Raw genomic sequence first — 26,389 nt, forward strand, 5'->3', positions numbered from 1 at the left:
CATACGTGAAATTTGCAATTGTGTCTAAAGGTGATGAACGATCCAATAAAATACAGGCAACGATGAAACAACATTTAATAGATTTCGATTTGGAGTATGATGAGACAACTCCTGATTTGGTGATATCCGTTGGCGGGGATGGAACTTTTCTGGAGGCATTTCATCAGTATATACACTGTCTTAGCAGAACATCATTTATTGGGGTACATACAGGTCACTTAGGTTTTTACGCGGACTGGACACCGGAAGAAGTGGAGAAATTAATAATTGAAATCGCAAAAACACCTTTCCAGGTAGTTGAATATCCGATCCTTGAGGTAACGATACGTGATCAGGACGGTGGCGAGGAGAACCGGTTTCTTGCCCTAAATGAAGCAACGATTAAAACTGCTGAAGGATCGGTTGTGTTTGATGTAGAAATCAAAGGGTCCCATTTCGAAACGTTTCGAGGGGATGGCTTATGCATCGCTACGCCATCTGGCAGTACAGCATATAACAAAGCATTGGGCGGCGGGATTATCCATCCGTCACTTGAAGCAATCCAGCTGACCGAAATAGCATCCATCAATAACCGGGTTTTCCGGACAATCGGTTCACCGCTTATTTTACCTAAGCACCATACATGCATGCTGAAACCGATTGGTCAGAAAAAAACGTTTTTAATAGCCGTCGATCATTTTACAAAAAATTATTCCAACGTCAAATCAATTCAGTGCCGGGTTGCTAAAGAACGTGTGCGGTTTGCCCGCTTCAGGCCATTCCCGTTCTGGGATCGGGTCCGTGACTCCTTTGTTGCTGATGACGATGTTTGAGGCTGGTGCAGCATGAATTGGACGGTAACGAAACAACATGAAGAATTAACTATACGAAAATATTTACAGCGGAAGCATAAATTTTCGAAACGTATGATTAAACAAATCATCCATGGTGACGGTGAATTCCGAGTCAATGATATAAAAACCAATGCCGGTTATAAACTTAAATCAGGGGACGTGCTTGCTGTCACGTTTCCTGAAGAGAAAAAGGGCGCCATGATGGTTCCTGAAAAAATGCCATTGGCTATTGTATATGAAGATGATGCCGTTCTTATCATTAATAAACCGGCGGGACGTGCAACCATTCCGTCTTTTCACCATTCGTCCGGCACGATAGCCAATGGCGTGCTGGCACATTACCAGCAGCAAGGTCTGCCTTATACGTTCCATGTGGTTACCCGGCTTGACCGGAATACATCCGGTCTCATGCTGGTTGCTAAACATCGCTGGAGCCACTCGATTTTATCGGAATCGCAAAAGAAGAGTAAAATCACGCGTGCTTATGATGCGATTGTAGAAGGTCATCTGTCGCAAAAAAAAGGAACCATCAATGCTCCAATCGGGCGCAAAGAAGGTTCGATTATTGAACGGACGGTCACGGATCAAGGGAAACATGCCATCACACATTATAGCGTTTTAAAGGAATCAGATGACCATACATTGATTCGTGTCCAATTGGAAACCGGCCGGACACACCAAATCCGGGTTCATTTTTCCCATATTGGCTATTCCTTGGCCGGTGACGACTTGTACGGCGGGGGAACGATTCCTATCGACCGCCAGGCTTTACATTGCTGTCATTTATCGTTTGAACATCCAATCACAGGGAGGTGGATGGATTTTACTGCTGAAATGGCAGATGATATGAAGATGATTGTGAAAGCTTAATCATCATGACGGAACTGCTCTTTTACAAATGGCTGCATAGATGGTACCGATACCGTTTTTTCTTCGGGCAAGCGAAAGGCCGTTAACGTATTTCCGAACACACATCCTGTATCAATATTAATGGTTTTATGAACAATACGCGGTTCTCTGACCGGCGTGTGACCATAAACAATCCATTGCCGGCCTTTATAATTCTGCGCCCAATCACGCCTGATGGGCCGGCCTTCATTGTCAAAACGGCCGCTGATATCCCCGTATAGAACGAACGTTTTTACTTTTTTGTCGTGTCTTCCGATATAACTTTCTTTTATACCGGCGTGTGCTATAATCGCATTCACTTCAGCAAGCTCCAGGTAGAGCGGGGCCTGTTCATAAAGTTCCATGAATTCCCTTTTGACAGTGTGCCGTTCGGATTGGGACAGCGCTTTGTATTCCCTGACAGTCGTTTCAAGTCCATGCCGCTGTTTCACATTGTTCCCTGAAAAGTAACGATACAGTTTATTGCAATGGTTGCCGGGCACGTAATGCGCTTTTTGATGATTCACAACCATATCATAGACGAGACGTATCATTTCCACTGAATGCGGTCCGCGATCAGTAATATCACCAACAAAAACAGGAATTCTTCCATCCGGATGGATAAAAATGTTCGCCTTCTGCTGGTATCCCATGATTGACAAGAGGGCATCCAATTCGTCCAGACACCCATGGACATCACCGATAACATCAAATTTCATTAATTTTTCCACCTTGTTTCAAACATATATTCTTTCGTTCGGGAATGAACATTAAGCACAATACCGATTGCCAGCATATACGTCAGTGTTGAGCTTCCGCCATAGCTTAAGAACGGAAGCGGGAGCCCGGTGATTGGCAGCAGTTGCACCGACATGCCGATATTCTGGAAAATCTGATAAGCAAACATGCCAATAATACCTGTAACGAGATAACTTCCATAATCGTCGTTGCTCTGGATGGCTATGTGAATCAGCCGGTATATCAATAGGAAAAACAATGTCACAACAATACTTGCCCCGATAAAGCCAAACTGTTCAGCGATAGCGGTAAAGATCATATCTGTATGCCGCTCAGGGATATAAACTTCCATATCACTGATCCCTTTCCCGAATAGTTGTCCTGATCCGACTGCGAGCATGGCTGTAAGCAGCTGATAACCGGCATCAGGGTTTTCATTCGGGTTCAGCCAGCCTGTAAACCTGCTGGCAACGTGACTCAGACCGGAGTTATCAAGAAAAGCCGCAACATAATCCGGGAAGAAATACCATAAGGCAACGAAGATTAAAGCAATACCTAAGATCATGAATAAAATGGAAAACAGAATCCGCCATCTGATCCCTGATACGAGAATCATACTGCCTGTAATCGCAGCAAGCACCAGAAAACCGCCCAAGTCAGGCTGTGTTACCAGAAAGAACATGGGAGGAAGCGATAGGCCGACTATTTTAGCAAGCAGTCCAAGATCTCTCTTAATTGTTTTATCGACGTATTTGGAATTGTGTCTGACAATGACATGTGCAATCGTCAGGACAAGGATTACTTTGATAAATTCCCCCGGCTGAATTGTACCTATTACAGGAAATTGGAACCAGCTCACGGCACCGTTGGCCTCATGGACGATTCCAGGAGGAAATCCAACAAATAGCATAAACAATGACAATACACCAATGCCATATAAAAACCATGTGATTTGATGGAACCGGTCATAATCTATCAACATGACCAAAGCAATCAGTATGCCGCCAGCGATATACCAGGCTCCCTGTCGCAGCCAGAAATTGGATCCCTCATATTTGGCTGGTAATGAAGGTTCGATAATATTAAGTGTAAAGATACTTACCAGACCCAGCAGTATGAGAATGGATAATAATGTATAATCTATATTAAATGATTTATTTTGCATTATTTAACCTAACTTTCCATAAAAGTCATTGTTGTTTTCCCCGCATCCAATGGTCAGTAACCCGCCAGAAAACGCCGGCTAACTGACCTTAAATGCCCGATTCTGTTCAACTAACATTCATCGGGGAAAAGCATCCCGATGAATGAAGTTTTACTTTACCCCGCATCCAATGGTCAGTAACCCGCCAGAAAACGCCGGTTAATTGTCCGTAAATGTCTGAAGTTCAGATGTAGTGTTTAAAAGTGAAAATATCCCATTTAACCGGACTTTTTGAACAGCCGATTACAGGGAATAATAGATTTAGTTCAAAAATGCATATGAATCCATTATATCTTTAGTTTACACGAAAACAATCGATAAATTAAGTATTCCTGTGAAAAAAACAAATGCATGCTATAATAATACCATTGTGAAAGGACGTGTTCATATGGAAAATAACAATGTCGGGCAATTTTTTGAAGATGAATTGCAGATGCTTGTCATAAACGAACAAATGGAATCGTTTCGTGCAACATTTTTGGCTATGCATCCATATGATCAGGCATTGTATTTCATAGAATTGCCGAAAGAAACACGGTTAAAAATTTATACATACTTATCCCCGGAAGAAACGTCGGGTATCATGGAGCATATTGAAACGGACGATATCAAACCGTTGTTCACAGAAATGGATCCGCGTTTTGCTGCAATGGTTATAGCGGAAATGGCAACCGATGATGCAGTTGATATCCTGAATGAACTGGAGAAGGATGTTGTCGTCAGTTTGCTGACAATTATGGATGATAAAAACGCCACTGAAATCAAAGAACTGCTTCACTACGAAGAGAAAACAGCCGGCAGTATCATGACAACCGAATTTGTGGCGGTTTATCAGTCGAAAACGGTCAAAGAAACGATGAAATATCTGAGAGCTGAGGCCCCCGAAGCAGAGACGATTTACTATTTATATGTAATCGACGAAGATAAACATCTCGTTGGTGTCTTGTCGTTGCGTGACTTAATTGTTGCTGAAGCGGACGAACAGATTGCTGATTTGATGAGCGAAAACGTATTAGCTGTATCAGTGGCAAAAGACCAGGAAGAAGTTGCTCAAATGATTCGCGATTATGACTTCCTGGCACTCCCGGTCGTTGATTTTCAGAATCATTTACTTGGTATTATAACCGTTGATGATATATTGGATGTTATGGATGAGGAAGCAAGTGATGATTACTCCAAGCTGGCTGGTGTTTCGGATATGGATCGGCCGAAAGACAGTGCATTTATCTCAGCAAAAAAGCGTTTGCCCTGGCTTATTATCCTCTTATTTTTGGGCATGCTGACCGCGAGTTTGATCGGACAATTTGAAGAGGCGCTTGAACAGGTCGCGGTTCTCGCGATTTTTATTCCGCTGCTTGCCGGGATGGCCGGTAACACGGGAACACAAGCCCTGGCAGTTGCCGTTCGTGGTCTGTCATCAGGTGATTATGGTAATCAGGGGAAACTGAAACTCATGGTCCGAGAAGCTGCGACCGGGTTAATTAACGGATTCGTCTGTGGTACCATGCTAACAACGATTGTATATTTCTGGCAGGATGACTTTTTCCTTGGACTCCTTGTCGGATTTTCCATTATGGTGACATTGGTGGTGGCAACCTTAGCAGGAGCCCTTGTCCCTATGATCATGGACAGATTAAATATTGATCCGGCCGTTGCTTCAGGGCCATTTATCACAACGATCAACGATATTATTTCGATCTTAATTTATTTCGGGCTTGCAACAACGTTTATGCAGTACTTGGTATAGACGCCGTGACGTTTGACGATTGAAATCGACTGCCTCCTGATTTCCCTAATCTGACTTCCGGCTTCTGACCTCTGGCATCTGCTTAGGCATACGCACATTTTAAGCGAGGATTCATATAATATGCTGACGAATGTTATAAAAAGGAGCGTATAACATATGGGGGACAAAAAAGTTGCCAGAAGCCCATTACTTTACATTCAACAGCCGGGTATCCGGACACCCGAAGCACCAATGCAAAGTCATTATAGAACACCGAAACGAAAGCGGGACAATAAAAAAGCGGAATCGAGTACGCTAAAAAGACAACCTGCTAACCGTAATTTTTTTAATAAGCAAGCTGTAAATGATGAAGCAGAAGAGGAAGTTGAATCGTCAGAAGAAAGTTCCGATCATTATCAGCCAAATCACACAGATACAAAGTCTGATCAGGAGCGAAAAAAATTTAAAGATATGTCGCTTAAAGAGCGTGTTGATTACTTCTTGAATTCTCCTAAACATGTACCTGTCATGCGGTGTGAAGTGAAGACGGATGAACGTAACTATCGGGGCAGGATTACCGATTATCAGGATGACAATGTCCACATGCGTGTCGGCAGACGAACAGCTGAAATACCGTTTAATACGATTAAGGAAATACGCATGATCGGTTTCTAGATTGAGTGAAACTTCCAGACATTTGGGGTGGAAACAAGGTGCTCCTTGCTGCTGACTGCGGGCATCTTGTTTTTTATAGGGCTATATTCTGTGTTGCCTTTTAACCTTGTAGTCAATATAAACAGTGACACAGTGAAAAATTTGTGTGTAATGACACCGCTCCGGAAATACGCTCCGCTTTCCGCGGGCGGCTGATGAGCCTCCTCGCGCTGACGCGCTCCGGGGTCTCACCGAGGCCTTTCCTCCCGCTGGAGTCTCCGCGTATTTCCTCCGCTGAATGAAGTTTCACTTTATGGATTTTGAGGCAGGGGCAACAACTTTTATAATAAAACCTGGAATCATACTGCCAGTTACGATAAAAAATACGGCACCCGCTGTGGTTAAGCGAGTGCCGATTTCTTCATAATTTATTTGTGTTCAATTAGTTAAATGCGTTTACGGCTGGCAGGCATGTGACATGGCAGAAGCAGTCTAAGTCAACTGTGATGCAGATACCAGTAGCACACAAATGTTTTGTGTATTGGTCTACAGGGTCTTTCGGCGTGTCATCATCATCATGCGGATCTCTCAATAGCTCAACGACTGCGCAGCAATCATCATCAACCTTCTTAACACGGAAGTAAAAGCTGGATGTCATATCACCAATGTCATCCGGGTTTGCACCGAAGCCTTTGAATGGTTTACAGCCGTCTTTGCAATAGAGAATTACCGGTACTGTGTCAAGACCATTTCCTCCATCAGTCTCACCAAGCAAATCACTGATTGATTGTTCACAGCTTGTTGAGCAGCAATTTTCAACGACATCCTCTTGCGCTTCTACAATTTCTCGCAATACATCGCAGACACAGTTACCTGAATGATGTTCTTTTCCACAACCCATGAATTATTACCCCTTTCTTTGTGTTATTGACCTGATGTCCCTAATAGACTATGTAGCAATGGGTATATGGTGTGGGCAGACGTCAGCATTACACGAAGATTTTCTGAGGCAAACATTGAGAGAAGCTTCTAATTTAAATCAAACCGGCTCAGCCAAAGAATCAGAGACTTTTCTAAATAGAAACTTGAATCTTCCTGGGACATCTGTCTATACTTCATGAAAATAAGAGCATAGACTAATAACGATTATGATTCCAATTGTAAGGAGTGTTGATGTCGTGTCTGATGATAAAAAAGTTATTCATGTAAAGGATTTGGTGATTAAAGCGGATAACGTCCATATACAGCCAAGCCAACCAAGCCGCCCCCACCCGCGCAGAGACCCTTTCTTTGGCAGATGGGACATGGGTCGCCATGAAGAATCGACTGATAAAGAGTCAGTCGATAAAGAATCAGCTCATGATAAAGAAAGCAGTTCAGAAGAGAAGCGGGATAGGAAGCCATTTTCCTGGTTTTAAGGATTACGATATCTAAAGACAGCTGTTGGCTGTCTTTTTCTTTAGCTTAGGGGGAGTTTTATGCACAGTAAAGCGGATAGACGTTTGATTGAAACAGTAAAAGTCATCGAAAAGCATTTGGAAAAGAACGAAAAATGGTTTCAATATCCGGAGAAAAAAATGAATGAATTGGATGCGGAAATCCAAAACTGGGACAAGGAATTTTTACAGGGGATGGCGAAGTTTGAAGAAGTTATGGTTGAAATTGAAAAAATAATGGAATAATTTTTAGGAGATACGGGTAAAGATTAGCAGGGACACATGAAAATCGTGTGTATGAGGAGGTGATGTGATGGGATATATATTACCAATCAATCATTATCAGTATTCTGATTACCAAAACCGGGTGAGGGAGAAAACTGACCCTTTCCACATCGAGAAACCATACAAAACGATTTTGAGAACCGACTACTACAATCATCACAGAAATCAGGCTGCTGTAACGCCGAGTGAGGATGCTGAATTAAAACTGAGCACACCCAAACCTCCCACAGCTGATAAACTATATGCCGAATTAACAGGAAAAGGGCGACATTTCAGCAGTACTATTTAAAACAGGTCATGAAGATGGCTTGAAGGGGAGGGGGACGGTGAAACCTTGGGTCGCCTCTCCTTCAAACAGCAATGAGAATCAAAGCAACGATGGGAAGATCTAATTTTTATTATGATAAAGCGCCACGAATAACTTCTGCTGATTTTCCTGCCATTCGGCATAAAAGACATCTTCAGCCGACTGAACATTTTGTTTGTGAAGTTCTTCATTCAGCCACTTTTTGGTCAATTTTGCCTCTTTCAGGTTGTCCCAAATCACTTCACCATCACTGATGACGGTCCTGCCGAGTTTAACCGGCGTTGGTGGGATGTTGAGGTCTGACGTTGTAGGTGTTTGATATTCCGGTTTTTTCAGCACGGAGATGGTTCCATCGACTTCGAGAATGGCAAACTCTACTTCTTCCATCGAAAAGACATCTTTAGCACGAAGTAAGTGCTGCAGCTCATTGATATCCAAACGATTTTCTTTGAGAACATCATAAATGAGGTGACCTTTATGAATAACGATGTCAGGTTGGCCTTCCAGCATATTCCGGGTCCTTTTGTATTTTTGGGTAGTTTTTTCCGTAGCGTATATCAGGAGGCCCCATACCGTGACCAAAAAGGCAATTTGCGGTATTCCTGATTCTTCTTCAAACAGGGCATTACCAACAAGTTCACCTAAAATGACTGCAGAGATAAAGTCAAATGGTGTTAAAGATGAAATCTGTGTTTTTCCAAGCAATTTGACGAGCACAAATAAAGCAAAAAATCCGAACACAGCATCAGCAAGCATCAGCAAATAATCATTCACGGCAATTCCCCCTTTTATTTCATTTATTTAATAGCATAACCGTCTGATTGACATGTCATGCAAATAAATAAGGGGTGCCGGAATGATGCAGCATAAGAAAAACTCAGGCCTGGCCTCGTCTTTTCAGAGGTCAGAGGCCGGAAGTCAGATTGGAAGAAATCGGCGAACCAGCCGATTTCAAGATTGAGTCTTCATCTAAATGTCATACTTTCTGACCTTATAAAAAAGGTATCCTTTGTGAAAAATAGGATACCTTCTCATTCCAGTTGTTTATTCATGGTCACATGTGGGATTCCCGCGTCCATAAATTCATCTGATACCACGCTGTAGCCCAATCTTTGGTAAAAATTGATGGCATGTGTCTGAGCGTTTAATTTGGCCAGGGAATAGCCTGCGTTCTTTATAATGTTTTCCATTGCCTTAATCATTTCGGAACCACGGGATTTCCCGCGCAGCTCTTTGAGGACACAAATCCGCTCCAATTTGCCGTAATGATCGACAAACCGGATACGGGAGGCAGCAATCGGCAAATCATTTTCATATCCGATTAAATGAATCGCCTGATCATCAAACGCGTCTATTTCGATATCCGGCGGGACATTCTGTTCATCAACAAATACTGTTGTGCGAACGCCAACAGCTTCTTCTTTTTCTTTTGGTGTTTCGACTTTCTTGATCATCATGTCATACATATTCCTTGCCAAATACAAAAGATTCATAAACGGTCCATACATCATTATCCAGTTGATATACGAGGTGGAAGCGGTCAATTGGGTCTTCAAGTTGCATGTCCTTCATACTCAGGCTGCCGTAGACATCGGAATACTCGTCCTGTGAAAGTTTTTGGGCAATGGTTATATGCGGTACAAATGAATACCTCTGATTTTCAGGAAATTTCCCTGTCTGCATTCTGTCAGCCAGATCATATAATTGCTGGATTTGTTCGACTTTTAAATAAATCGTATTGGTAACAGGTGCAAACGTGCTTACCTTGGTAATGTTCATGTTAAATGGTTCTGAATCATTTGCGATATGCTTTAATTCCGTTATAAGTTCCTCGATTTTTTCATCGTCAACTTCAAACGCCTCTTTCAGTGTCAGATGCGGCGGAATCAATGCATAATGCGGGTCATAACGTTTCCTGTACGAATTAATCTCATCCTGAACCGGCTTTGACGGAAAAATGACAATACCGTATTTCATTGTATAACCTCCTTGTATATGTTGTGATAAAGCTTTTCTCTTAAAGTATACCCACTATTATAACAAAAGATGGAGCGAATGGGAAAATAAAATGTAAAAAAATTTCAAATTGGGTCAAATATACTGATGAATGCCCGACCTAAATCCTGTTGCCAATATTTCCACGTATGGCTCGCATCTTCCAGCTCATGATAGATGTAATGCATGTCCTTGTCATGTAAAAGTTTACTCAATTCGCGGTTAGGTGTCAGAAAGTCCGATGTGTGTCCATCTGTTGTCTCCACGGCTGTTTCATAAGAGCCAATGGTATGATAAATCGCGATCGCGTGAATTCCTCTCGCCTCCGGGACAGCTTCTTTCACAGTTTGATTCACATAGGGTGACTGCATAATAACTTTTCCAAATGTGTTCGGATATTTCAATGCAGTCATCAGAGCCAGTGTGCCTGCCAGCGAGTCACCTGCCAGAGCACGGGACTGCCCCATATGATAAGTAGGAAATAAGTCATCTAAAAATGGCACGACTTCATGGACGAGAAATTTGCTGTATGCTGCACGCTGGTCGCCGTCCGGATGATATTTATTCCGGCGGTCAACTTTATCCCGGTAATGGATCCCGACTAAAATGGTGTTGGAAATGTCGCTGTTATCATGCAACCTGTCAGACCATGTTGCAGCCCGGCCCAGCTGATAATAATCATCACCATCTTGCATAATACAAATTTGGTATTTATAAAGAGGCGAAAAGGATTCCGGCTGATAAATTTTCAGCGTCAGCGTTTCATTCAAATAGTGGCTGTTAATCTGTTTTTCGGTCATCGTTCCTTTGCGTCTGATAGTGTACACCTCATTCTTATACCATGCTGAATACCCCTTTGATAGGCGTGATAAACCAATCGCTTCCAGTTTATCATGTTTCAGATGGATATTCTATGCATGATTCCTGAGCTGTTCTTTATATAAGTGGTAGTAGTGGCCCTGTTGCTTTATCAATGATTCATGGGAGCCTTGTTCGATGATCTCACCATTTTCAAGCATAATAATTTTATCCGCTTCCTGAATCGTGTTGAGCCGGTGAGCGATAACAAAACTCGTTCTGTTATGCATCAATCGTTTCAGTGCATCTTGGATTTTCAATTCTGTGACCGTATCAATGTTACTCGTCGCCTCATCTAAAATAAGCATCGACGGATCGGCCATTATTGCCCGGGCAATCGTGATCAGCTGTTTTTGCCCTTGGCTGATGCCGCTCCCATCCTGGTCGAGAACCGTATCATAACCATTCGGAAGCCGTGAGATAAAATCATGGGCATTCGTATTTTTGGCCGCCTCGACAATCTCGGCATCAGTCGCATTAAGTCTCCCATAGCGAATGTTTTCCCTTATGGTGGCATGGAATAGAAATGCATCCTGCAGCACAAATGCCATATATTTGCGGAGGCTGCTGCGTTTAATATGTTTTACGTCTATTCCGTCCAGTTTAATCGAGCCGAGATCATAATTATAAAAACGTGAAATCAGATTGATGATAGTCGTTTTACCAGCACCGGTATGACCGACAAAAGCGACCGTTTGTCCCGGATCAGCCGTGAAACTGATTTGTTTTAATATCGGTGTTTCATCATAGGCAAAGGAAACCTTGTCGAATGTCAGCCTTCCATCAGTTGATTCAAGTTCTATGGCTGTTGATTCAGCGGTCTCCTCCTGTTCTTCATCAATAATGTTAAAGACACGCTCAGCTCCGGCGACCGCTGACAGCAATATATTAAACTGGTTGGACAATTCGTTGAGCGGACGGGTGAACTGCCGGGCATATTCGGTGAAAATGACGATGACACCAACCGTGATGATCCCCTCAATCGCAAAGATACCTCCCGCAAGTCCGATCAGGCCGAAGCTTAAAAAGTTCAGCATGTTCATCACTTTTGGAATGAAGCCGGCAAATGTTTGAGCCCAGAATCCCGAGTGCTGTAAATTTTCATTATGCGTTTTGAACTCACGGATTACCCGTTTTTCCTGTGAGAATGTTTTAATCACGTGCTGGCCTGAAACGGTCTCTTCCACGTATCCGTTCAGTTCTCCTAAGTGTTGCTGCTGCAGTTTGTACAAAGGGCCGGTTCTCCTGGTGATCCAGCGAATCGCCATAAACATCATGGGTATAATCGTCATCGTGATTAATGTTAACAGAGGACTGAGCGCCAGCATGACAACGACCGTGCCAATTAGGGTTAGAATACTGGCGAAAATCTGGATAACGGACTGATTCAATGTGGTGTTAATATTATCGATGTCATTGGTGATTCGGCTCATCAGTTCACCGTGCTGACGCTTATCAAAAAAAGCTATCGGCAGCCGGTGAAATTGACGGAACAGTTCCTCCCGCAGTGAATAAACAGTATTTTGTGCAATGCCGACCATCCAATAATTTTGCAGGAATACGGCTAATGAATGAAAAACATAAATAATGAGCAGCCAGATAAGCAGCATGCCCAGACCGGATACTTCCCTGGTTACGATGAAATCATCAATGGCCATGCCAACCATATACGGGCCGGCCAGGCTCATCGCTGAACTGATGAGTACCATGAAAATGACCAGCAAAAGCATCATTTTTTCCCGCGCCAAATAGGACCAGATGCGTTTGATTGTACCGGCTGTATTCCGGGCACGATCTGTTTTGTCCTTTTCCTGCTGGATGCGAAGGTCATCAATAGGTATTTTTTTGTATTGAAAAGGGCGTTTAAATTGATCCGTCTGCATCGGCAAACTCCTCTCCAAATTGTGACGCATAAATCTGCCGGTAAAGGGCAGCGTCTTTCAAAAGCTCATTATGTGTTCCGATAGTCAGTGTTTCCCCGTAATCCAGCAGCAAAATCCGGTCAGCGTTCATGGCCGTTGAAATTTTTTGTGTAATGATCAATGTCGTACAGTTATACGCCTGCAAAGCTTCAAGCAGCCTTGACTCGGTTGTGAGGTCCAGTGCACTTGTACTGTCATCAAGCATTAAGATCTCCGGTTTACGGATTAACGCTCTGGCAATGGATATCCGCTGTTTCTGCCCGCCGGATAAGTTGACACCTTTCTGGCCTATTTTCGTATTGTAATCATCCGGCAGATCCATGATTGTTTCATGGATTTGTGCATCTTTTGCTGCCTGAATAATCTCTTCTGTGGATGCATTTTCTTTTCCCCAGCCGATGTTGTCGGTAACAGTCCCGGTGAAAAGAAGCGGACTTTGCGGTACATAGCCGATACTCTGTCTTAAATGTTCCAATTTGTAGTGATTGATCGGTTGATCGCCGATATAAATCGTGCCTTCATTCACATCATATAAGTGCGGAATCAGCTGGAACAGAGACGTTTTGCCCGATCCTGTCGCACCCATCACTGCCAGTTTTTCATTGGGGTTTACGGTGAATGAAACAGATTTCAGTGCATATTCCGGCATTTTCGGATAAGCAAACGATACATTGTCAAATACGATTTTTCCGTTCTTGACTGTTGGTTTGTCATCGGCATTCGCATTATCTATCAGATCGGATCTGACCCTGAGGACCTCATCGAGTCGTTCAGCTGATGCTTTGGCACGGGAAAAACCCATAATAATGAACGTGAACATTGAAATCGACATGGCCACCCGCATCGCATAATTGACGATTGCCACGACATCACCGGTGTTTGTTTCACCGGCTATTGCCAGCGTATTGCCGTGCCAGATGATAAAAATAAGACTCATATTCATCACCAACAGCAAAATCGGCATGGATGCCTCGATGAAGCGGAATGTTTTGCGCATCATATTGGCCAGGTTTTCGTTTGCATCCATAAAACGGCTTTCTTCATGATCCCGCCGCAAAAATGCTTTAATCACCCGTATTCCCGCAAGATTCTCCTGCATGACCTGGTTGACGTTATCCACATTGCGCTGAACACGATCGAACAACCGGGTTGCCACTTTCAGCACCCAAAGAATAAATCCGATAAGAAGTGGCACCGTGACGAGGAAAATCAGTGCAAGCCGCGGACCGACGATAAATGACATAACGACCCCGCCAACTGCAATCAGCGGGGCTTTAGCCATGATTCGGAGCGCCATGAATATGGTATTCTGAAGCTGACGGACATCATTGGAAAATCGTGTAACAAGCCCTGATGCCGGATACTGATTCAAATTGGCAAACGAAAAGTCCTGTATCTTATGGAAAAGCTGTCTGCGGATATCATAGGCAAATCCAAGTCCCGTGTGTGCGGCATAGAAGGAATTGAAAATCCCGGCAACAAACGCTGTAAACGCCATCGCAATCATAATGCTGCCCCACATGATAATGTTGCCCGGGTCCTGATTGACAACCCCGTCATTAATCATCTTTCCCAGGAAAAAAGGCAGTAGCAGTTCAACCATCAGCTCAATTAAGGTCATCGCATAAGCGACAGTAATCGGGATTTTATAGGGTTTCAAAAAAGAAAAAATACGCTTCAAGCCGGTGACCTCCAATTGGTTTTTGCAACGCCAGAAAGTATATCATTTCAGGAGACGTTTTTAATCTTGAAATCGGCTAACTCGCCGATTTCTTCAAGTCTGATTTCCGGCATCTGACCTCTGGAAAGACGAGGCTGAGCCTGAATTTTTCTAACAATCGTTCTTATATTATTATAAAGGTTAACCGTTCATTAGCCAATCATATATTTCGGGAATGGAAATAATTCCAGGTTTATAGTTTTGGATTTTTCTATTGCTGTGGGCCAGGGGGGATTGTGAACACTTCAGCCGGAAATTGTGAACTTCAGCCGATTTTGTGACAACATCAGCTGGAATTGTGACAGGATCAGCTGATTCTGTGACATCTTCAGCCGATAGCCAAACAGCACCTCATAATTCCAACAGAACAAGCAAATACTATCGTCAAATTGAGGGTTAATGTGAGGTAAGCAGATGCTTTTGTTCATAGGAAAAACGATTCTGTTATATGTCATCATCATTATCATCATCCGATTGATGGGAAAATCGGCTTTTGCCCAGCTGACCGCGCATGATCTGGCTGGTATCTTTTTTGTGATTACACTTGCGACGGGCCCGGTCGTAACCACTAACGTTGTTCATACGATTGTTGGAATGGTGGTTATTGGTATTGTCCATATCGGATTTTCCAAACTTATGCTATTTAACCGGTTAAAGACCATTGTTATCGGACAGCCAACCATTGTTATTAAACATGGAAACATTATGCATCGGAATTTAACAAAGTCCCATTTCACACTATCCGAGCTATTATCCGAACTGCGGGAAAAAGGACATCCCGATATGGCTTTGATCGATTTTGCCTTTATTGAGCCAAGCGGTGATATAAGCATTTTTCCAAAACCGGAAGCATCTCCTGTAACGCCTGATCAATTAGGCATCGAGACAATACATCGGGGACTGCCGGTATCTGTGATTATCGAAGGAGAGATCCAGCAACACAATTTACAACTGATCAACAGGGACGAACAATGGCTGGAACATGAAATGGCAAAAGCAGGTTTCCCGAATATATCCAGAGTTTTCTATGCTGCCGTCCGCGAACAGGATCATTCTCTGGTGATTGATGGTGGACCGGCCAACACGAATGATGGATAATATAATGATTAAGCGTCAATTATTATAGTGCGAAATAAATCCCAGCAAAAAAATCCGCGAAATTTATTGACAGAACAGCACACTTCATATATATTATTAGTTGTCGATAAATTAATATAAACATGATTCCGTAGCTCAGCTGGGAGAGCGCATGCTTGACAGGCATGAGGTCGGTGGTTCGAGCCCACTCGGAATCATACCTGAGAACTCTTGATATACAGGGGTTCTTTTATTTTGTTCAAAGATAAGAAAGTATATAATTTTAGGGGACATTTTCAATCTTGAAATCGGCTAACTCGCCGATTTCTACCAATCCGACCTCTGACCTCTGGCATCTGAAAAGACGCGTCAGCGTTTTTTCTAATCTAGGGGACAGGCCCCCTCTTGACAACACTTTCCAATCGTAGTAAAGTACAAAGCATACTAAATTAAATAATCAAACTTCTTATCCAGAGAGGTGGAGGGATTTGGCCCTTAGAAACCTCGGCAGCGGACTTTACTAAAAGTACTGTGCCAATTCCAACAAGCACTTGCTTGGCAAATGAGAAGAATTGCAAACGTTATGCAAATCTCTTCTTATTTGATGATAAGAAGAGATTTTTAATTTTATAAAACCGAATAACCTTGGACTTCTTATCCAGAGAGGTGGAGGGACTGGCCCTTAGAAACCTCGGCAGCGGACTTTATTAAAAGTACCGTGCCAAATCCAGCAGGCAACAAGCTTGATAGATAAGAAGAGGACAGCAGTCAATGCCTCTTCTTTTCTATTAAGGAGAGGCATTTTTTTACTTCAAGGAGGGAAATCATTGATTACGTTTGAGCAAGTGACGAAGATTTACCAAAGCGCAGAACAGGAAGTTAGGGCATTGGATGAGGTTGATTTGCATATTGAACAGGGTGAAATTTACGGCGTTATCGGTTTCAGTGGAGCAGGTAAAAGCTCACTGGTACGTTGTGCAAATTTACTTGAACGCCCGACTTCAGGGAAAGTGATTGTCAATGGTCAGAATCTCTTAAGTCTTTCTCCTAAAGACTTAAGAGAAGCAAAACGACATATCGGAATGATTTTTCAGCATTTTAATTTGCTTAATTCGAAAACAGCTTTTACGAATGTGGCAATGCCTTTATTGCTCATGGGGAAATCAAAGAAAGAAGTGGAACAACGCGTCTATGAGCTACTGGATTTCGTAGGTCTCCGTGATAAGGCGGATAATTATCCGGATCAGCTATCGGGAGGTCAAAAACAACGCGTCGGGATTGCCCGTGCATTGGCTACACAGCCTTCTGTATTATTATGTGATGAAGCAACGTCAGCGCTGGATCCGCAAACGACTGAATCCATTTTAAAGCTTTTAAAAAAAATTAATCGAGAGTACAACATCACGATTTTAATGATTACGCATGAAATGGGCGTTATTCGGGAGGTTTGCGATAAGGTGGCAGTGCTAGATCAAGGGTCAATAATTGAATCAGGATCTGTTTTTGAGGTGTTTGCCCAGCCGAGAACAGAAATTGCCCATGACTTTGTCAGCACCGTGATGCATGATGAAATACCGGAATCTGTTCATCAATTAATCCAATCACAACAATCAACGAACCAAATTTTCCGTATTGTATTTGTCGGTGATTCTGCCGGCACGCCACTGCTTTCTCAAATCGCTAAACGTTTTGATGTGGAAGTGAATGTTTTATTTGGCAGTATAACGGAGCTGCAGGGGACTCCGTTTGGAAATTTGATTGTGAAATTTGATGGTGAACCAAAAGAGATCAATCGCGTTATTATGCAAATAAATCAACACGAAGTAACGGTGGAGGAGGTGCTGGGAAATGTTAGTTGATTGGAATCAAATTCTTGTGGCATTGGGAGAAACCATTACAATGGTCAGCGTTTCACTGCTTTTTGCTGCTATCATTGGTTTGCCGTTAGGAATTTTGCTTGTTGTGACACGTAAAGGGCATTTATGGGAGAACATAGCGGTGTTTAATGTCTTGAATGCCATTGTGAACACATTTCGCTCGGTACCATTTATTATTCTGATGGTTGCCGTCATCCCATTTACGCGATTGATCGTTGGAACGTCCATTGGAACAGCGGCTGCTATCGTTCCCATGGTTCTTTTTTCAGGACCATACATGGCAAGATTAATCGAAAACTCATTATTGGAAGTTGATCCGGGCGTGATGGAAGCAGCACAGGCAATGGGAGCAACGCCACGGCAAATTATAATCCGATTTCTAATACCAGAGGCATTAAGCTCGCTTTTATTAGGATTAACCATTGCAACCATTGGACTGGTTGGTGCTTCAGCCATGGCTGGCGCAATTGGTGGAGGTGGTCTTGGTGATTTGGCCATTACGTATGGTTATCAGCGTTTTGACACGGTCGTCATGATTATTACCGTTGCCATTCTTGTTGTCATGGTTCAAGGGTTGCAATCGGCAGGAAATAGTTTATCCAGAAAAGTTAGAAGACGTTAAGATCAAAAGCTATCCATTTATATAAAGGGAGAGAAAATCAACATGAGGAAATTATTATTTTTAGTTTATTTGACCGGCTTAACAGTGATGATTAGTGCATGTTCAGTCAGCGGTGAATCGACAGTGAAGGTTGGAATCAGTGGTTCTGATACGACAGTCTGGGATTTTGTAGCGGAAAAAGCCAAAGAGCAGGGCATTAACGTCGAGATAGTACGTTTTTCTGATTACGTGCAGCCAAATTTGGCATTGGCTGAAGGTGAGCTGGATGCGAATGCATTTCAAACCGTATCCTACTTTGACGCATTTATCGAAGAACATAATTTGGATCTGGCGCCGATTGCTACAACGGTTATAGCACCAATGGGGCTTTACTCGGAAAAATATGAATCACCGGAAGAACTGCCGGATGGGGCGACAATTGCTTTGCCGAAAGAAGCAACCAATATGGGACGCGGGTTGCTGCTGCTGCAGGATGCCGGTTTGATTGAATTAGAAGAGGATTTTGATGGCAACGGGTCTTTAGACAAGATTGTTGAAAACCCGAAAAATCTTCAGTTTGAAACACTTGTGGCCGCACAAACGCCGCGTGTTTTGCCGGACGTGGCAGCTTCTATCGTTAATAATGGTATCGCGGTTGATGCAGGATTCAGTCCACTAAATGATTCGATTTTCCATGAAAATGAAACGGCAACACCATATATCAATATTATCGCTGTCAACGAAGAAGACAAAGATGATGAAGTATTGCAACAGTTGGCAGATATTTATCAATCAGAAGATGTGAAGGAAGTGATTGAAGAAGAATACGAAGGGAATCAAATACCAACGTTTGTACCGTTAGAGGAAATCGGCTGGTAGGCATTATCTGAAAAATAATTATGATGAGGTGATTGAATGACAGTTATACAAAGCAAATTAGAAGGATTACAAAAACAAATTTCTGATAACATTGAAGCAAATCAAGAGCGGTATATTGAGACAAGTCATGCGATTCATGATAATCCTGAAATCGGTAATGAAGAATATTATGCATCACAATTATTAACGGATATACTTATTAAAGAAGGTTTCGCCGTTGAAAAAGGTGTTGCAGGTCATGAAACAGCATTCCTGGCGCAACGAAAAAGCAAAAAAGAAGGATTGCGAATTGGATTTTTAGCTGAATATGATGCACTACCGGGGATAGGTCATGCGTGCGGGCATAATATTATTGGAACGACAGGCGTTGCGGCAGCTGTCGCTGTAAGTAAGGTGATTGATGACATTGGCGGGGAGCTCGTTGTGCTTGGAACACCCGCAGAAGAAGGTGGTCCAAATGGCAGTGCTAAAGGCAGTTTTGTGAAAGCTGGTTTAGTGGAGGATATTGATGCTGCCATTATGCTTCATCCGGGAAATGAAACGACGTTAACCAGCCCGACTCTAGGTGTGGATCCACTTGATTTTGAGTTTTTCGGCCAATCCGCACATGCCTCGGCAAACCCGGAAAAAGGAATCAATGCGTTGGATGGGGTTATTCAATTATTTAATGGGATTAATGCGTTGCGTCAGCATTTACCGGCCGACGTAAGAATTCATGGTGTCATTACCAATGGCGGTGAAGCACCTAACATTGTACCGGAATATGCGAAGGCCAGATTTTTTATACGGGCTTCCACCCGGACGGTATTAAACGATGTAACGGAAAAGGTAAAAGGGATTGCAAATGGGGCAGCCTCAGCTACCGGGGCGCGTGTAAACGTAACGCCATTCCAAAATGAAGTCGATAACTTTATTGTGAACAAGCGATTTGATCATGTCTTTAAAGAAATCATAGAAAGGTTAGGTGAGACAGTTAATACGGAGAAAAAAACGGCTTTAGGGTCGACTGATGCGGGGAATATCAGCCAAGTTGTCCCGACGATCCATCCACATATTAAAATAGGCGGATCTGATTTAGTCGGACATACGGTTGAATTCAGGGAAGCGGCAAAATCTGAAAAAGGAGATCAGGCACTTATAACCGGGACAAAGGCAGTTGCTTTAACCATACTGGAACTACTAACGAACAGACAGGTCTATGATGCTATTTATGAAGAGTTTTTGGAAGATACAAAGACTGCTAAATAAGCAAAGAAAAGACTGTCTTCTGAAAGATTGTTGAATTTGACACAAAACCCATAAACTGCGATATAGAGTTCTTTGTTGATTTCCGTTTCGGGCAGTCGCGCACCTTAGGGCAACGCTTCAGCCTCGGGCCAACACGATGTTGGTCTCGGGAGGCGTTGCCACAGGACGTGGCGTTCTTAGCCTTTGAACCTTCGCGCTTCCTGCTCAGGTCTCAGCTGCCCGCGGAAAGCGGAGCGTATTTCCGGAGCGGTATCACAGCACTCATATATTTTTCAGTACGTCGCAGTTTATATCAACAGCGAGGTTAACGAGCAACGAAATTGTCGAAAAGCGCTTAAGAAAATGACTAAATATACATTTATATCTATCGGGAAAATTTATAGTTTTAAGGTGATTTTTTATACACATACATCAAAGGGAGAGTGACACATATTGAGATATGGTTTTTGGTTACCAATATTCGGCGGATGGCTTAGAAATGTAGAGGACGAGGGAATGCCGCCAACATTTGATTATGCAAAGAAAGTTGTTCAGTCTGCTGAAAATTGGGGTTATGATACGACATTAATTGCTGAACTATACTTAAATGATATTAAGGGAACAGACACTGATGCACTGGAAGCATGGTCAACGGCAGCAGCCCTTGCAGCTGTTACAGAAAAAATTGAAATTATGTCTGCGGTACACCCTGTGTTTCATAACCCTGCCGTAACCGCAAAAATGGCAGCAAATATTGACCATATCAGTGATGGACGTTTCACGTTAAATATCGTTTCCGGCTGGTGGGCTGAAGAGGCGAAACAATATGGCGGCGAATTCACGGAACATGATGAACGCTATGACCGCACAGCGGAGTTTCTGGAAATTTTAAAAGGACTATGGGAAGAAGAGACGTTTTCATATAACGGGAAATTTTATCAAATTGAGAACACACAACTGTCACCAAAACCTGTTCAGCGTCCCAATCCGGTCCTGTATGCTGGTGGGGAAAGTGAAAAAGGAAAACAGGTTATATCGTCACTTTGTGATGCTTATATTTTGCACGGACATACAGTAGAAGAAGCTCGAGAAAAAATAGCTGGTATGAAAGAACGAAGAGAAAAAACCGGTAAAGAGCCATTTAAATCGATTGGTATGGCAGCGTACGTTATTTACCGTGATACTGAAGAAGAAGCACAAGCAGAGTTAGAACGGATCACAACTGTCAAAGATACAAGCGGTTATGCCGGATTTAAAGATTTCACATCCAAATCACAACTTGAGCAACAAATTCAATGCCCCCAAATGACTTTTTCTTTCGATTATAGTAATGACACCCCCTTTATTGCGGGTAGGAACGACTTCATTTAACTACAATCGAAGTGAATTGGTATTTGGGGGCATTATATATGAAAAAAGTTGTCATGTGCTCAGCAAAATCTCGTGAGACCAGGCCTTATAGTGAAAACAAGATAACAATAATGATTCAGAATCAGGATTTTCTTGATTAAATAAATCGTATAATGGTTATATACAAATGATTTTAAAATATTATTAAACTAAAAAGGAGCGATGGAGGCGATAGCATGTCAACGGTTACAGGCTTCATATGTGACGAGAGTTATTTTTGGCATCAGACGGGAAATGGTGCCTTGAATTTAAGCTCTGGAGGGTGGATTCAGGCGGATACCCATGCGGAAAACCCGGAAACGAAACGTCGGGTTAAAAATTTACTTGACCGATCAAAATTTATGGATGAATTGCAGCAGATTGCCCCAAGGTCGGCGACACGTGCAGAAATCGAAATGAATCACAGCTCGCCGTATATTGACCGGATTAAGGAATTGAGTGATGCCGGTGGAGGTGATGCGGTTGTTCATGCGATTGTCGGGCCTGACTCCTATAAGATTGCCTTGAAGTCAACAGGCGGGTTGCTTACCTCAGTTGATGCTGTGATGGAGGAGAGGGTTCAAAACGCTTATGCGCTTGTAAGGCCGCCTGGTCATCATGCTGAGCATGACGAGGGAATGGGCTTTTGTCTGTTTAACAATGTGGCGATAGCAGCCAAGTATGCTCGTGAAAAATACGGTCTGAAACGTATCGTGATTTTAGATTGGGACGTTCACCATGGCAATGGAACAGAAACGGCGTTTAAAAATGATTCAGATGTTTTGTTCATTTCCGTTCATCAGGAGAATATTTTTCCTGAGAATCGTGGTGCAGTGACATATACGGGGAAAGGATCTGGCGAGGGTTATAATGTCAATATTGAACTGCCGGCCGGGACCGGGGATGAAGGTTATTTTTATACGTTTGATAAGTTAATTGAGCCAATCATTGATCAGTACGAGCCGGAGTTGATCTTTGTTTCCGCCGGTCAGGATGCAAGCCGGTTCGATCCGATAGGGAGAATGCTTGTGACCGCTGACGGCTATTTTCAAATGAGTAACCGGATTAAAAAATTGGCTGAGAAACATAGCAATGGCCGGTTGATTGCTTGTCACGAGGGCGGATATAGTACAGCTTACGTTCCATTTTGTACACTTCGGGTCATTGAAGCATTGCGCGGCAAGGAAAGCCCGGTAGAAGATCCGTTTGACTTGGGATTTCATGAAGGACCGATGTATCCGCATCAAAAGGAAGCTGTATACCGGGCGGTGGCGATTCAATCAGCTTATTGGGATGTGGGATAGTCAAAAATATTTTTCACAGGTGAATTCATATTTAACAGATTCGCCGAGAAGTCCCCTTCAAAATCTGTGATTAGTGGGGGATGAATCGGTGCTTAATTGTTATAAAAAAACTAAAAATTCTAGACAATAGAACTTGTGTTTGGTATAATGAGAATTAAAGCAAATTCGGGCGGTGACAACAAATGCTGGTGCGCATGAATTATAAATATGAAATGTTTCAAACGAAGACAGATGGCAATATTGGATAGTTGGCTATCGATTTGTCGTCAGCAGTACAATTCCGCTCTTTTTGGATAAACAGGCATTTTTACAAAAGAACAGAATGAGGCTGTCCCGACGCAATTAACAAAACAGCAAAAGCAGAATAAAAACAAAGATCATTTCTAAACAATGCCGTCACAACCTTGCAAGAGTATTCTCCGTCTGGACGCGCATACAAGACTTTTTTGAAGGCGTGCACGTTATCAAACTCAAAAAACACAAGATATACTCACTGAACATTTACACAATTTGGGATGAAAAACGACATGTAAAAAACAAGACAACCGGTGAAGTCAAACGACGTGATGTGCGTTACGCTGCTTCGTTAGACGAGAGTAATCATCTTCTTATTTCAAAGCTTGGCGCAGTGTATGTCAACTTTCATCGCCCGTTGGAAGGAAAAGTGAAACAGGTCACCATCAAACGGCAGGGTCACCGTTGGTTTGCGATATTCAGTGTTGAAAGACACGTAAACGAAACGGTTGAGTTCCCTGTCCAATCAACAGGCATTGATGTTGGTATTCAAAAGTTTGCCGTACTTTCCGATGGGACGACAATCGAAAATCCAAAGTTCCTCTTAAAAGTAGAAAGGAAATTGAAGCGAGCGCAAAAGAAACTTTCCCGCATGAAAAAAGGCTCAAATAACTGGAAGAAACAACGTCAAAAAGTGCAGCAGCTGCACATAAAAGTTGCAAATCAGCGTCGTGACTTTCTCCATAAGCTAAGTTACCGGCTTTCGAAGACTTATAAATTTGTTTTTGTAGAAGATCTGATGATCCGAAATATGGTGAAAAATCGTCATTTGGCAAAGTCGATTCATGACGCTGGCTGGGGTGCTTTTGGTAATATGCTCGACTACAAGTGTAACAATAATGGTGGCAAGCTCGTAAGAATTAAACCGCATTATACCAGTCAGGACTGTTCTGGCTGTAAGGCGCGTGTGAGAAAGTCTCTGTCCGTCAGAACACATGTATGCAAGTCATGCGGGACCATTTTAGACCGCGACCATAATGCGGCCATCAATATTGAAGCAGCCGGACTGGGTCTTTTTGATCTGAGTCCAACTGCATAAATAGATTGTTCCAACTGTAGGGCAAGGTCCTGTCCGATCAGTATAAACAAAGCCCTTGGAGATGATGTAAGACTCGGTTCTTTAGAACAAAGCTATCGTCCGTGAATAGGGAAGCTCCATCAAAATCTTGGATTTAGGTGGAGAGGTTCACGGCATTTCACTTTATGTTATAATATAATAAAGATGTTTGTTATTCAGATGAGAGTTGAAAAAAACAGGTCATTCTTGAGGTGTATCATGGATGGGGTGATTTTGTGGTCATGCTGGATAGAAACAAAATATATACCTATGCAGACTATCTTGCGTTGGACGATGATGTTGTCTTGGAAGTTATTAATGGAGAAGTTATTAACATGTCTCCTCCCCCGACACCAAAGCATCAGGATGTTGTAGATGAATTGACCGCGGAGTTCAAGATGTTTTTGCGTGATAAAGAATGCCGTGCTTTTTCTTCTCCAATGGATGTTTGCTTGTTCGCTGATGAAGGTACAAAAGCGGCTGATATTCAAAATTGGGTGCAGCCTGATTTAATGGTTATTTGTGATTCCACTAAAATTAAAGATAACAACATCATAGGTGCACCGGATTTGATTGTGGAGGTTCTGTCCCCATCAACTGCAAGAAACGACCGCTGGATTAAACTTAAGAGCTACGAGGAAGCTGGCGTTAAAGAATATTGGATAGTCGATCCATATAATATGTCTGTCGAGGTCTATATTGTTGACCGGCATGCGTTTAAACAGACAAAAGTGTTTGGTAAAGATGATGATCTGACCGGAGAAATCTTTACCGAATTAAAAATTGATTTAAAAAATATCTTTAAAAGCTAAATTTCTCACGATAAAATTATGAACTTGATAAGAAAAGGAGCAGGAATGTTGGACATAGGAATTGACAAAATAGGTTTTTACGCACCGCATTTATATCTGGATATGACCAAACTGGCTGCAAGCAGGAACGTGGATCCGGATAAATTTACAATTGGTATTGGACAGGAAAAAATGGCGGTTACACCGGTGACACAGGATTCAGTGACACTGGCGGCAAATGCGGCATGGGAAATTTTGGATGACGCGGATAAGGAAACGATTGATTTTGTTATTTTTGGAACAGAGACAGGTGTTGACAGTTCCAAGTCCGCAGCGGTTTATGTGCATGAACTTCTGGGCCTTAATCCATATGCCCGGGCAATTGAAGTGAAACAAGCTTGTTACGGAGCGACTGCCGGCATTCAAATGGCAAAAGGGCATATTGCCATGAATCCGGACAGCAAGGTGCTCGTGTTGGGTTCCGATATTGCCAGGTACGGCCTGAATACACCGGGTGAAGCAACACAAGGGGCAGGAGCGGTCGCATTGCTGATCAGTGCTGAACCCAACATTATGGCACTTGAAGATCAAAGTGTTTATTTTACTGCCGATATTATGGATTTTTGGCGTCCTGTTTACTCGGACAAGGCTTTTGCGGATGGCAAATTATCCAATGAACAATACATCGCGTTCTTTTCTGAAATCTGGAGCCAATACAAGGCGAAATCCGGTCTGGGGCTCAAGGATTTTGAAGCGATCACCTTCCATCTTCCGTATACGAAAATGGGCAAAAAAGCGCTCAAACCTGTTCTTGGTGAAACGACAGAAGAAGTGCAGGAACGTTTGAAGACGAACTATCAAACCAGCACTGAATACAACCGAAGTGTCGGTAATATTTATACCGGTTCATTGTATTTAAGTCTGCTTTCACTAATTGAACAGGCAAACGCTTTTCCGGCAGGTTCCCGAATCGGCATGTACAGTTATGGCTCCGGCGCAGTAGGGGAGTTCTTTACAGGTCTTTTGCAAAACGGCTATAAAGAACATCTTCATATTAAACAGCATGATGACCTGTTTGCATCACGAAAAGAAGTAACAGTTCCTGAATATGAAACGATTTTTGAAGAAACCCTGCCAACAGACGGCTCCGAAGTCGCATTCGACGTTCAGGACGACCCCGCAACAATTTGTCTTGCAGGTGTAGCGGATCATAAGCGCCGGTATGTGAATAAGAAGAAGTGAAAAAGTGGGATATTGGGACAGACCCTTTGTCCCATTTTTCGTATCTATTGACGTGGTACGTTAATTTAACTGATTTTGGACACGC

26 protein-coding genes, 1 tRNA gene and 2 riboswitches are annotated in these 26,389 nt (G+C 42.8%); of the genes, 18 read left to right on the plus strand and 9 right to left on the minus strand.

All coding sequences use genetic code 11. From position 1 onward, the window contains the following. Positions 1-5: 5 nt before the first annotated feature. Together Len3610_RS02375 and Len3610_RS02380 are read left to right on the plus strand one after the other, a co-directional pair. Positions 6-812 (plus strand): NAD kinase, encoded by an 807-nt coding sequence (locus Len3610_RS02375; RefSeq protein WP_176446546.1) that lies wholly within the window; start codon positions 6-8, stop codon positions 810-812. Between the two features lie 12 nt (positions 813-824). Further along, on the plus strand, positions 825-1,703 hold the full coding sequence (locus Len3610_RS02380) for an RluA family pseudouridine synthase (RefSeq protein WP_176446547.1): 879 nt from the start codon (positions 825-827) through the stop codon (positions 1,701-1,703). Here the strand turns inward: Len3610_RS02380 and prpE are convergent. Both prpE and Len3610_RS02390 read right to left on the minus strand, forming a co-directional pair. Beyond that, positions 1,700-2,440 (minus strand): bis(5'-nucleosyl)-tetraphosphatase PrpE, encoded by a 741-nt coding sequence (prpE, locus tag Len3610_RS02385; protein WP_176446548.1) that lies wholly within the window; start codon positions 2,438-2,440, stop codon positions 1,700-1,702. The two genes, Len3610_RS02380 and prpE, sit on opposite strands and share 4 nt — an antisense overlap. After that, positions 2,440-3,624: an FtsW/RodA/SpoVE family cell cycle protein gene (locus Len3610_RS02390; protein WP_176446549.1), complete on the minus strand. Its 1,185-nt coding sequence runs from the start codon at positions 3,622-3,624 to the stop codon at positions 2,440-2,442. Before Len3610_RS02390 ends, prpE begins: the two co-directional genes overlap by 1 nt. Before the next feature lie 427 nt (positions 3,625-4,051). Here Len3610_RS02390 and mgtE point away from each other — a divergent pair, with 427 nt between their 5' ends. Further along, positions 4,052-5,410 carry a magnesium transporter gene (gene mgtE / locus Len3610_RS02395; RefSeq protein ID WP_176446550.1) on the plus strand — a complete coding sequence of 453 codons (1,359 nt, stop codon included), beginning with the start codon at positions 4,052-4,054 and terminating at the stop codon, positions 5,408-5,410. Between the two features lie 156 nt (positions 5,411-5,566). Further along, on the plus strand, positions 5,567-6,064 hold the full coding sequence (locus Len3610_RS02400; protein ID WP_176446551.1) for a CotO family spore coat protein: 498 nt from the start codon (positions 5,567-5,569) through the stop codon (positions 6,062-6,064). Between the two features lie 421 nt (positions 6,065-6,485). On the opposite strand, the gene Len3610_RS02405 is transcribed toward Len3610_RS02400, so the two are convergent. Continuing rightward, positions 6,486-6,944 (minus strand): CotY/CotZ family spore coat protein, encoded by a 459-nt coding sequence (locus Len3610_RS02405; RefSeq protein ID WP_176446552.1) that lies wholly within the window; start codon positions 6,942-6,944, stop codon positions 6,486-6,488. 277 nt (positions 6,945-7,221) lie between these two features. On the opposite strand from Len3610_RS02405, the gene Len3610_RS02410 reads away from it, so the two are divergent. From Len3610_RS02410 to Len3610_RS02420, 3 genes are all read left to right on the plus strand, one after another. Further along, entirely contained in the window at positions 7,222-7,461 is a 240-nt protein-coding gene (locus Len3610_RS02410) for a hypothetical protein (protein ID WP_176446553.1), read from the plus strand. A gap of 60 nt (positions 7,462-7,521) precedes the next feature. Further along, the gene (locus Len3610_RS02415; RefSeq protein WP_176446554.1) at positions 7,522-7,725 is read left to right on the plus strand and encodes a hypothetical protein; all 204 of its coding nucleotides are present in this window, start codon (positions 7,522-7,524) and stop codon (positions 7,723-7,725) included. Positions 7,726-7,792: 67 nt separating this feature from the next. Next, entirely contained in the window at positions 7,793-8,053 is a 261-nt protein-coding gene (locus Len3610_RS02420) for a hypothetical protein (protein ID WP_176446555.1), read from the plus strand. Positions 8,054-8,152: 99 nt separating this feature from the next. On the opposite strand, the gene Len3610_RS02425 is transcribed toward Len3610_RS02420, so the two are convergent. The 6 genes from Len3610_RS02425 to Len3610_RS02450 form a co-directional block, all read right to left on the minus strand. Continuing rightward, a complete protein-coding gene (locus tag Len3610_RS02425; RefSeq protein ID WP_255259747.1) occupies positions 8,153-8,845 on the minus strand; it encodes a DUF421 domain-containing protein in 693 nt (230 codons plus the stop codon). A 257-nt stretch (positions 8,846-9,102) separates the two neighbouring features. Continuing rightward, positions 9,103-9,528: a GNAT family N-acetyltransferase gene (locus Len3610_RS02430; protein ID WP_176446556.1), complete on the minus strand. Its 426-nt coding sequence runs from the start codon at positions 9,526-9,528 to the stop codon at positions 9,103-9,105. Between the two features lies 1 nt (position 9,529). Continuing rightward, on the minus strand, positions 9,530-10,048 hold the full coding sequence (locus Len3610_RS02435; RefSeq protein ID WP_176446557.1) for a YjcG family protein: 519 nt from the start codon (positions 10,046-10,048) through the stop codon (positions 9,530-9,532). Between the two features lie 104 nt (positions 10,049-10,152). Next, positions 10,153-10,884: an alpha/beta hydrolase gene (locus Len3610_RS02440; protein WP_176449526.1), complete on the minus strand. Its 732-nt coding sequence runs from the start codon at positions 10,882-10,884 to the stop codon at positions 10,153-10,155. A gap of 93 nt (positions 10,885-10,977) precedes the next feature. Then, a complete protein-coding gene (locus Len3610_RS02445; RefSeq protein WP_176446558.1) occupies positions 10,978-12,807 on the minus strand; it encodes an ABC transporter ATP-binding protein in 1,830 nt (609 codons plus the stop codon). Continuing rightward, entirely contained in the window at positions 12,788-14,527 is a 1,740-nt protein-coding gene (locus tag Len3610_RS02450; RefSeq protein WP_176446559.1) for an ABC transporter ATP-binding protein, read from the minus strand. Before Len3610_RS02450 ends, Len3610_RS02445 begins: the two co-directional genes overlap by 20 nt. Before the next feature lie 453 nt (positions 14,528-14,980). Between Len3610_RS02450 and Len3610_RS02455 the strand changes: the two genes are divergently transcribed. The 11 genes from Len3610_RS02455 to Len3610_RS02505 all read left to right on the plus strand — a co-directional run bounded on the left by Len3610_RS02455 (position 14,981) and on the right by Len3610_RS02505 (position 26,304). Further along, the gene (locus tag Len3610_RS02455) at positions 14,981-15,664 is read left to right on the plus strand and encodes a DUF421 domain-containing protein (RefSeq protein WP_176446560.1); all 684 of its coding nucleotides are present in this window, start codon (positions 14,981-14,983) and stop codon (positions 15,662-15,664) included. Between the two features lie 124 nt (positions 15,665-15,788). After that, positions 15,789-15,861: transfer RNA gene (locus Len3610_RS02460), tRNA-Val, on the plus strand. Positions 15,862-16,106: 245 nt separating this feature from the next. Beyond that, a riboswitch (SAM riboswitch) is annotated at positions 16,107-16,212 on the plus strand. A gap of 82 nt (positions 16,213-16,294) precedes the next feature. Then, positions 16,295-16,400, plus strand: a riboswitch (SAM riboswitch). Between the two features lie 70 nt (positions 16,401-16,470). Then, on the plus strand, positions 16,471-17,502 hold the full coding sequence (locus Len3610_RS02465) for a methionine ABC transporter ATP-binding protein (protein WP_176446561.1): 1,032 nt from the start codon (positions 16,471-16,473) through the stop codon (positions 17,500-17,502). Beyond that, positions 17,492-18,142, plus strand: a complete 651-nt coding sequence (locus Len3610_RS02470; RefSeq protein ID WP_176446562.1) for a methionine ABC transporter permease — start codon at positions 17,492-17,494, stop codon at positions 18,140-18,142. The genes Len3610_RS02465 and Len3610_RS02470 overlap by 11 nt, the downstream gene beginning before the upstream one ends. 42 nt (positions 18,143-18,184) lie before the next feature. Beyond that, positions 18,185-19,000 (plus strand): MetQ/NlpA family ABC transporter substrate-binding protein, encoded by an 816-nt coding sequence (locus Len3610_RS02475; RefSeq protein WP_176446563.1) that lies wholly within the window; start codon positions 18,185-18,187, stop codon positions 18,998-19,000. Positions 19,001-19,036: 36 nt separating this feature from the next. Then, positions 19,037-20,248, plus strand: coding sequence for a M20 family metallopeptidase (locus Len3610_RS02480; RefSeq protein ID WP_176446564.1), 1,212 nt, complete (start codon positions 19,037-19,039; stop codon positions 20,246-20,248). Between the two features lie 432 nt (positions 20,249-20,680). Then, positions 20,681-21,598: an LLM class flavin-dependent oxidoreductase gene (locus Len3610_RS02485; protein ID WP_176446565.1), complete on the plus strand. Its 918-nt coding sequence runs from the start codon at positions 20,681-20,683 to the stop codon at positions 21,596-21,598. 215 nt (positions 21,599-21,813) lie between these two features. After that, positions 21,814-22,920: a class II histone deacetylase gene (locus Len3610_RS02490; RefSeq protein ID WP_176446566.1), complete on the plus strand. Its 1,107-nt coding sequence runs from the start codon at positions 21,814-21,816 to the stop codon at positions 22,918-22,920. Between the two features lie 454 nt (positions 22,921-23,374). Continuing rightward, complete coding sequence (locus Len3610_RS02495) at positions 23,375-24,253, plus strand: RNA-guided endonuclease InsQ/TnpB family protein (RefSeq protein ID WP_255259748.1); 879 nt, start codon at positions 23,375-23,377, stop codon at positions 24,251-24,253. A gap of 260 nt (positions 24,254-24,513) precedes the next feature. Then, complete coding sequence (locus tag Len3610_RS02500) at positions 24,514-25,083, plus strand: Uma2 family endonuclease (RefSeq protein ID WP_176446567.1); 570 nt, start codon at positions 24,514-24,516, stop codon at positions 25,081-25,083. A gap of 48 nt (positions 25,084-25,131) precedes the next feature. Further along, positions 25,132-26,304, plus strand: coding sequence for a hydroxymethylglutaryl-CoA synthase (locus Len3610_RS02505; protein ID WP_176449527.1), 1,173 nt, complete (start codon positions 25,132-25,134; stop codon positions 26,302-26,304). The last annotated feature ends 85 nt before the right edge of the window (positions 26,305-26,389 follow it).

Origin of the sequence: Lentibacillus sp. CBA3610, assembly GCF_013373365.1 — a bacterium.
GTDB lineage: Bacteria > Bacillota > Bacilli > Bacillales > Amphibacillaceae > Lentibacillus.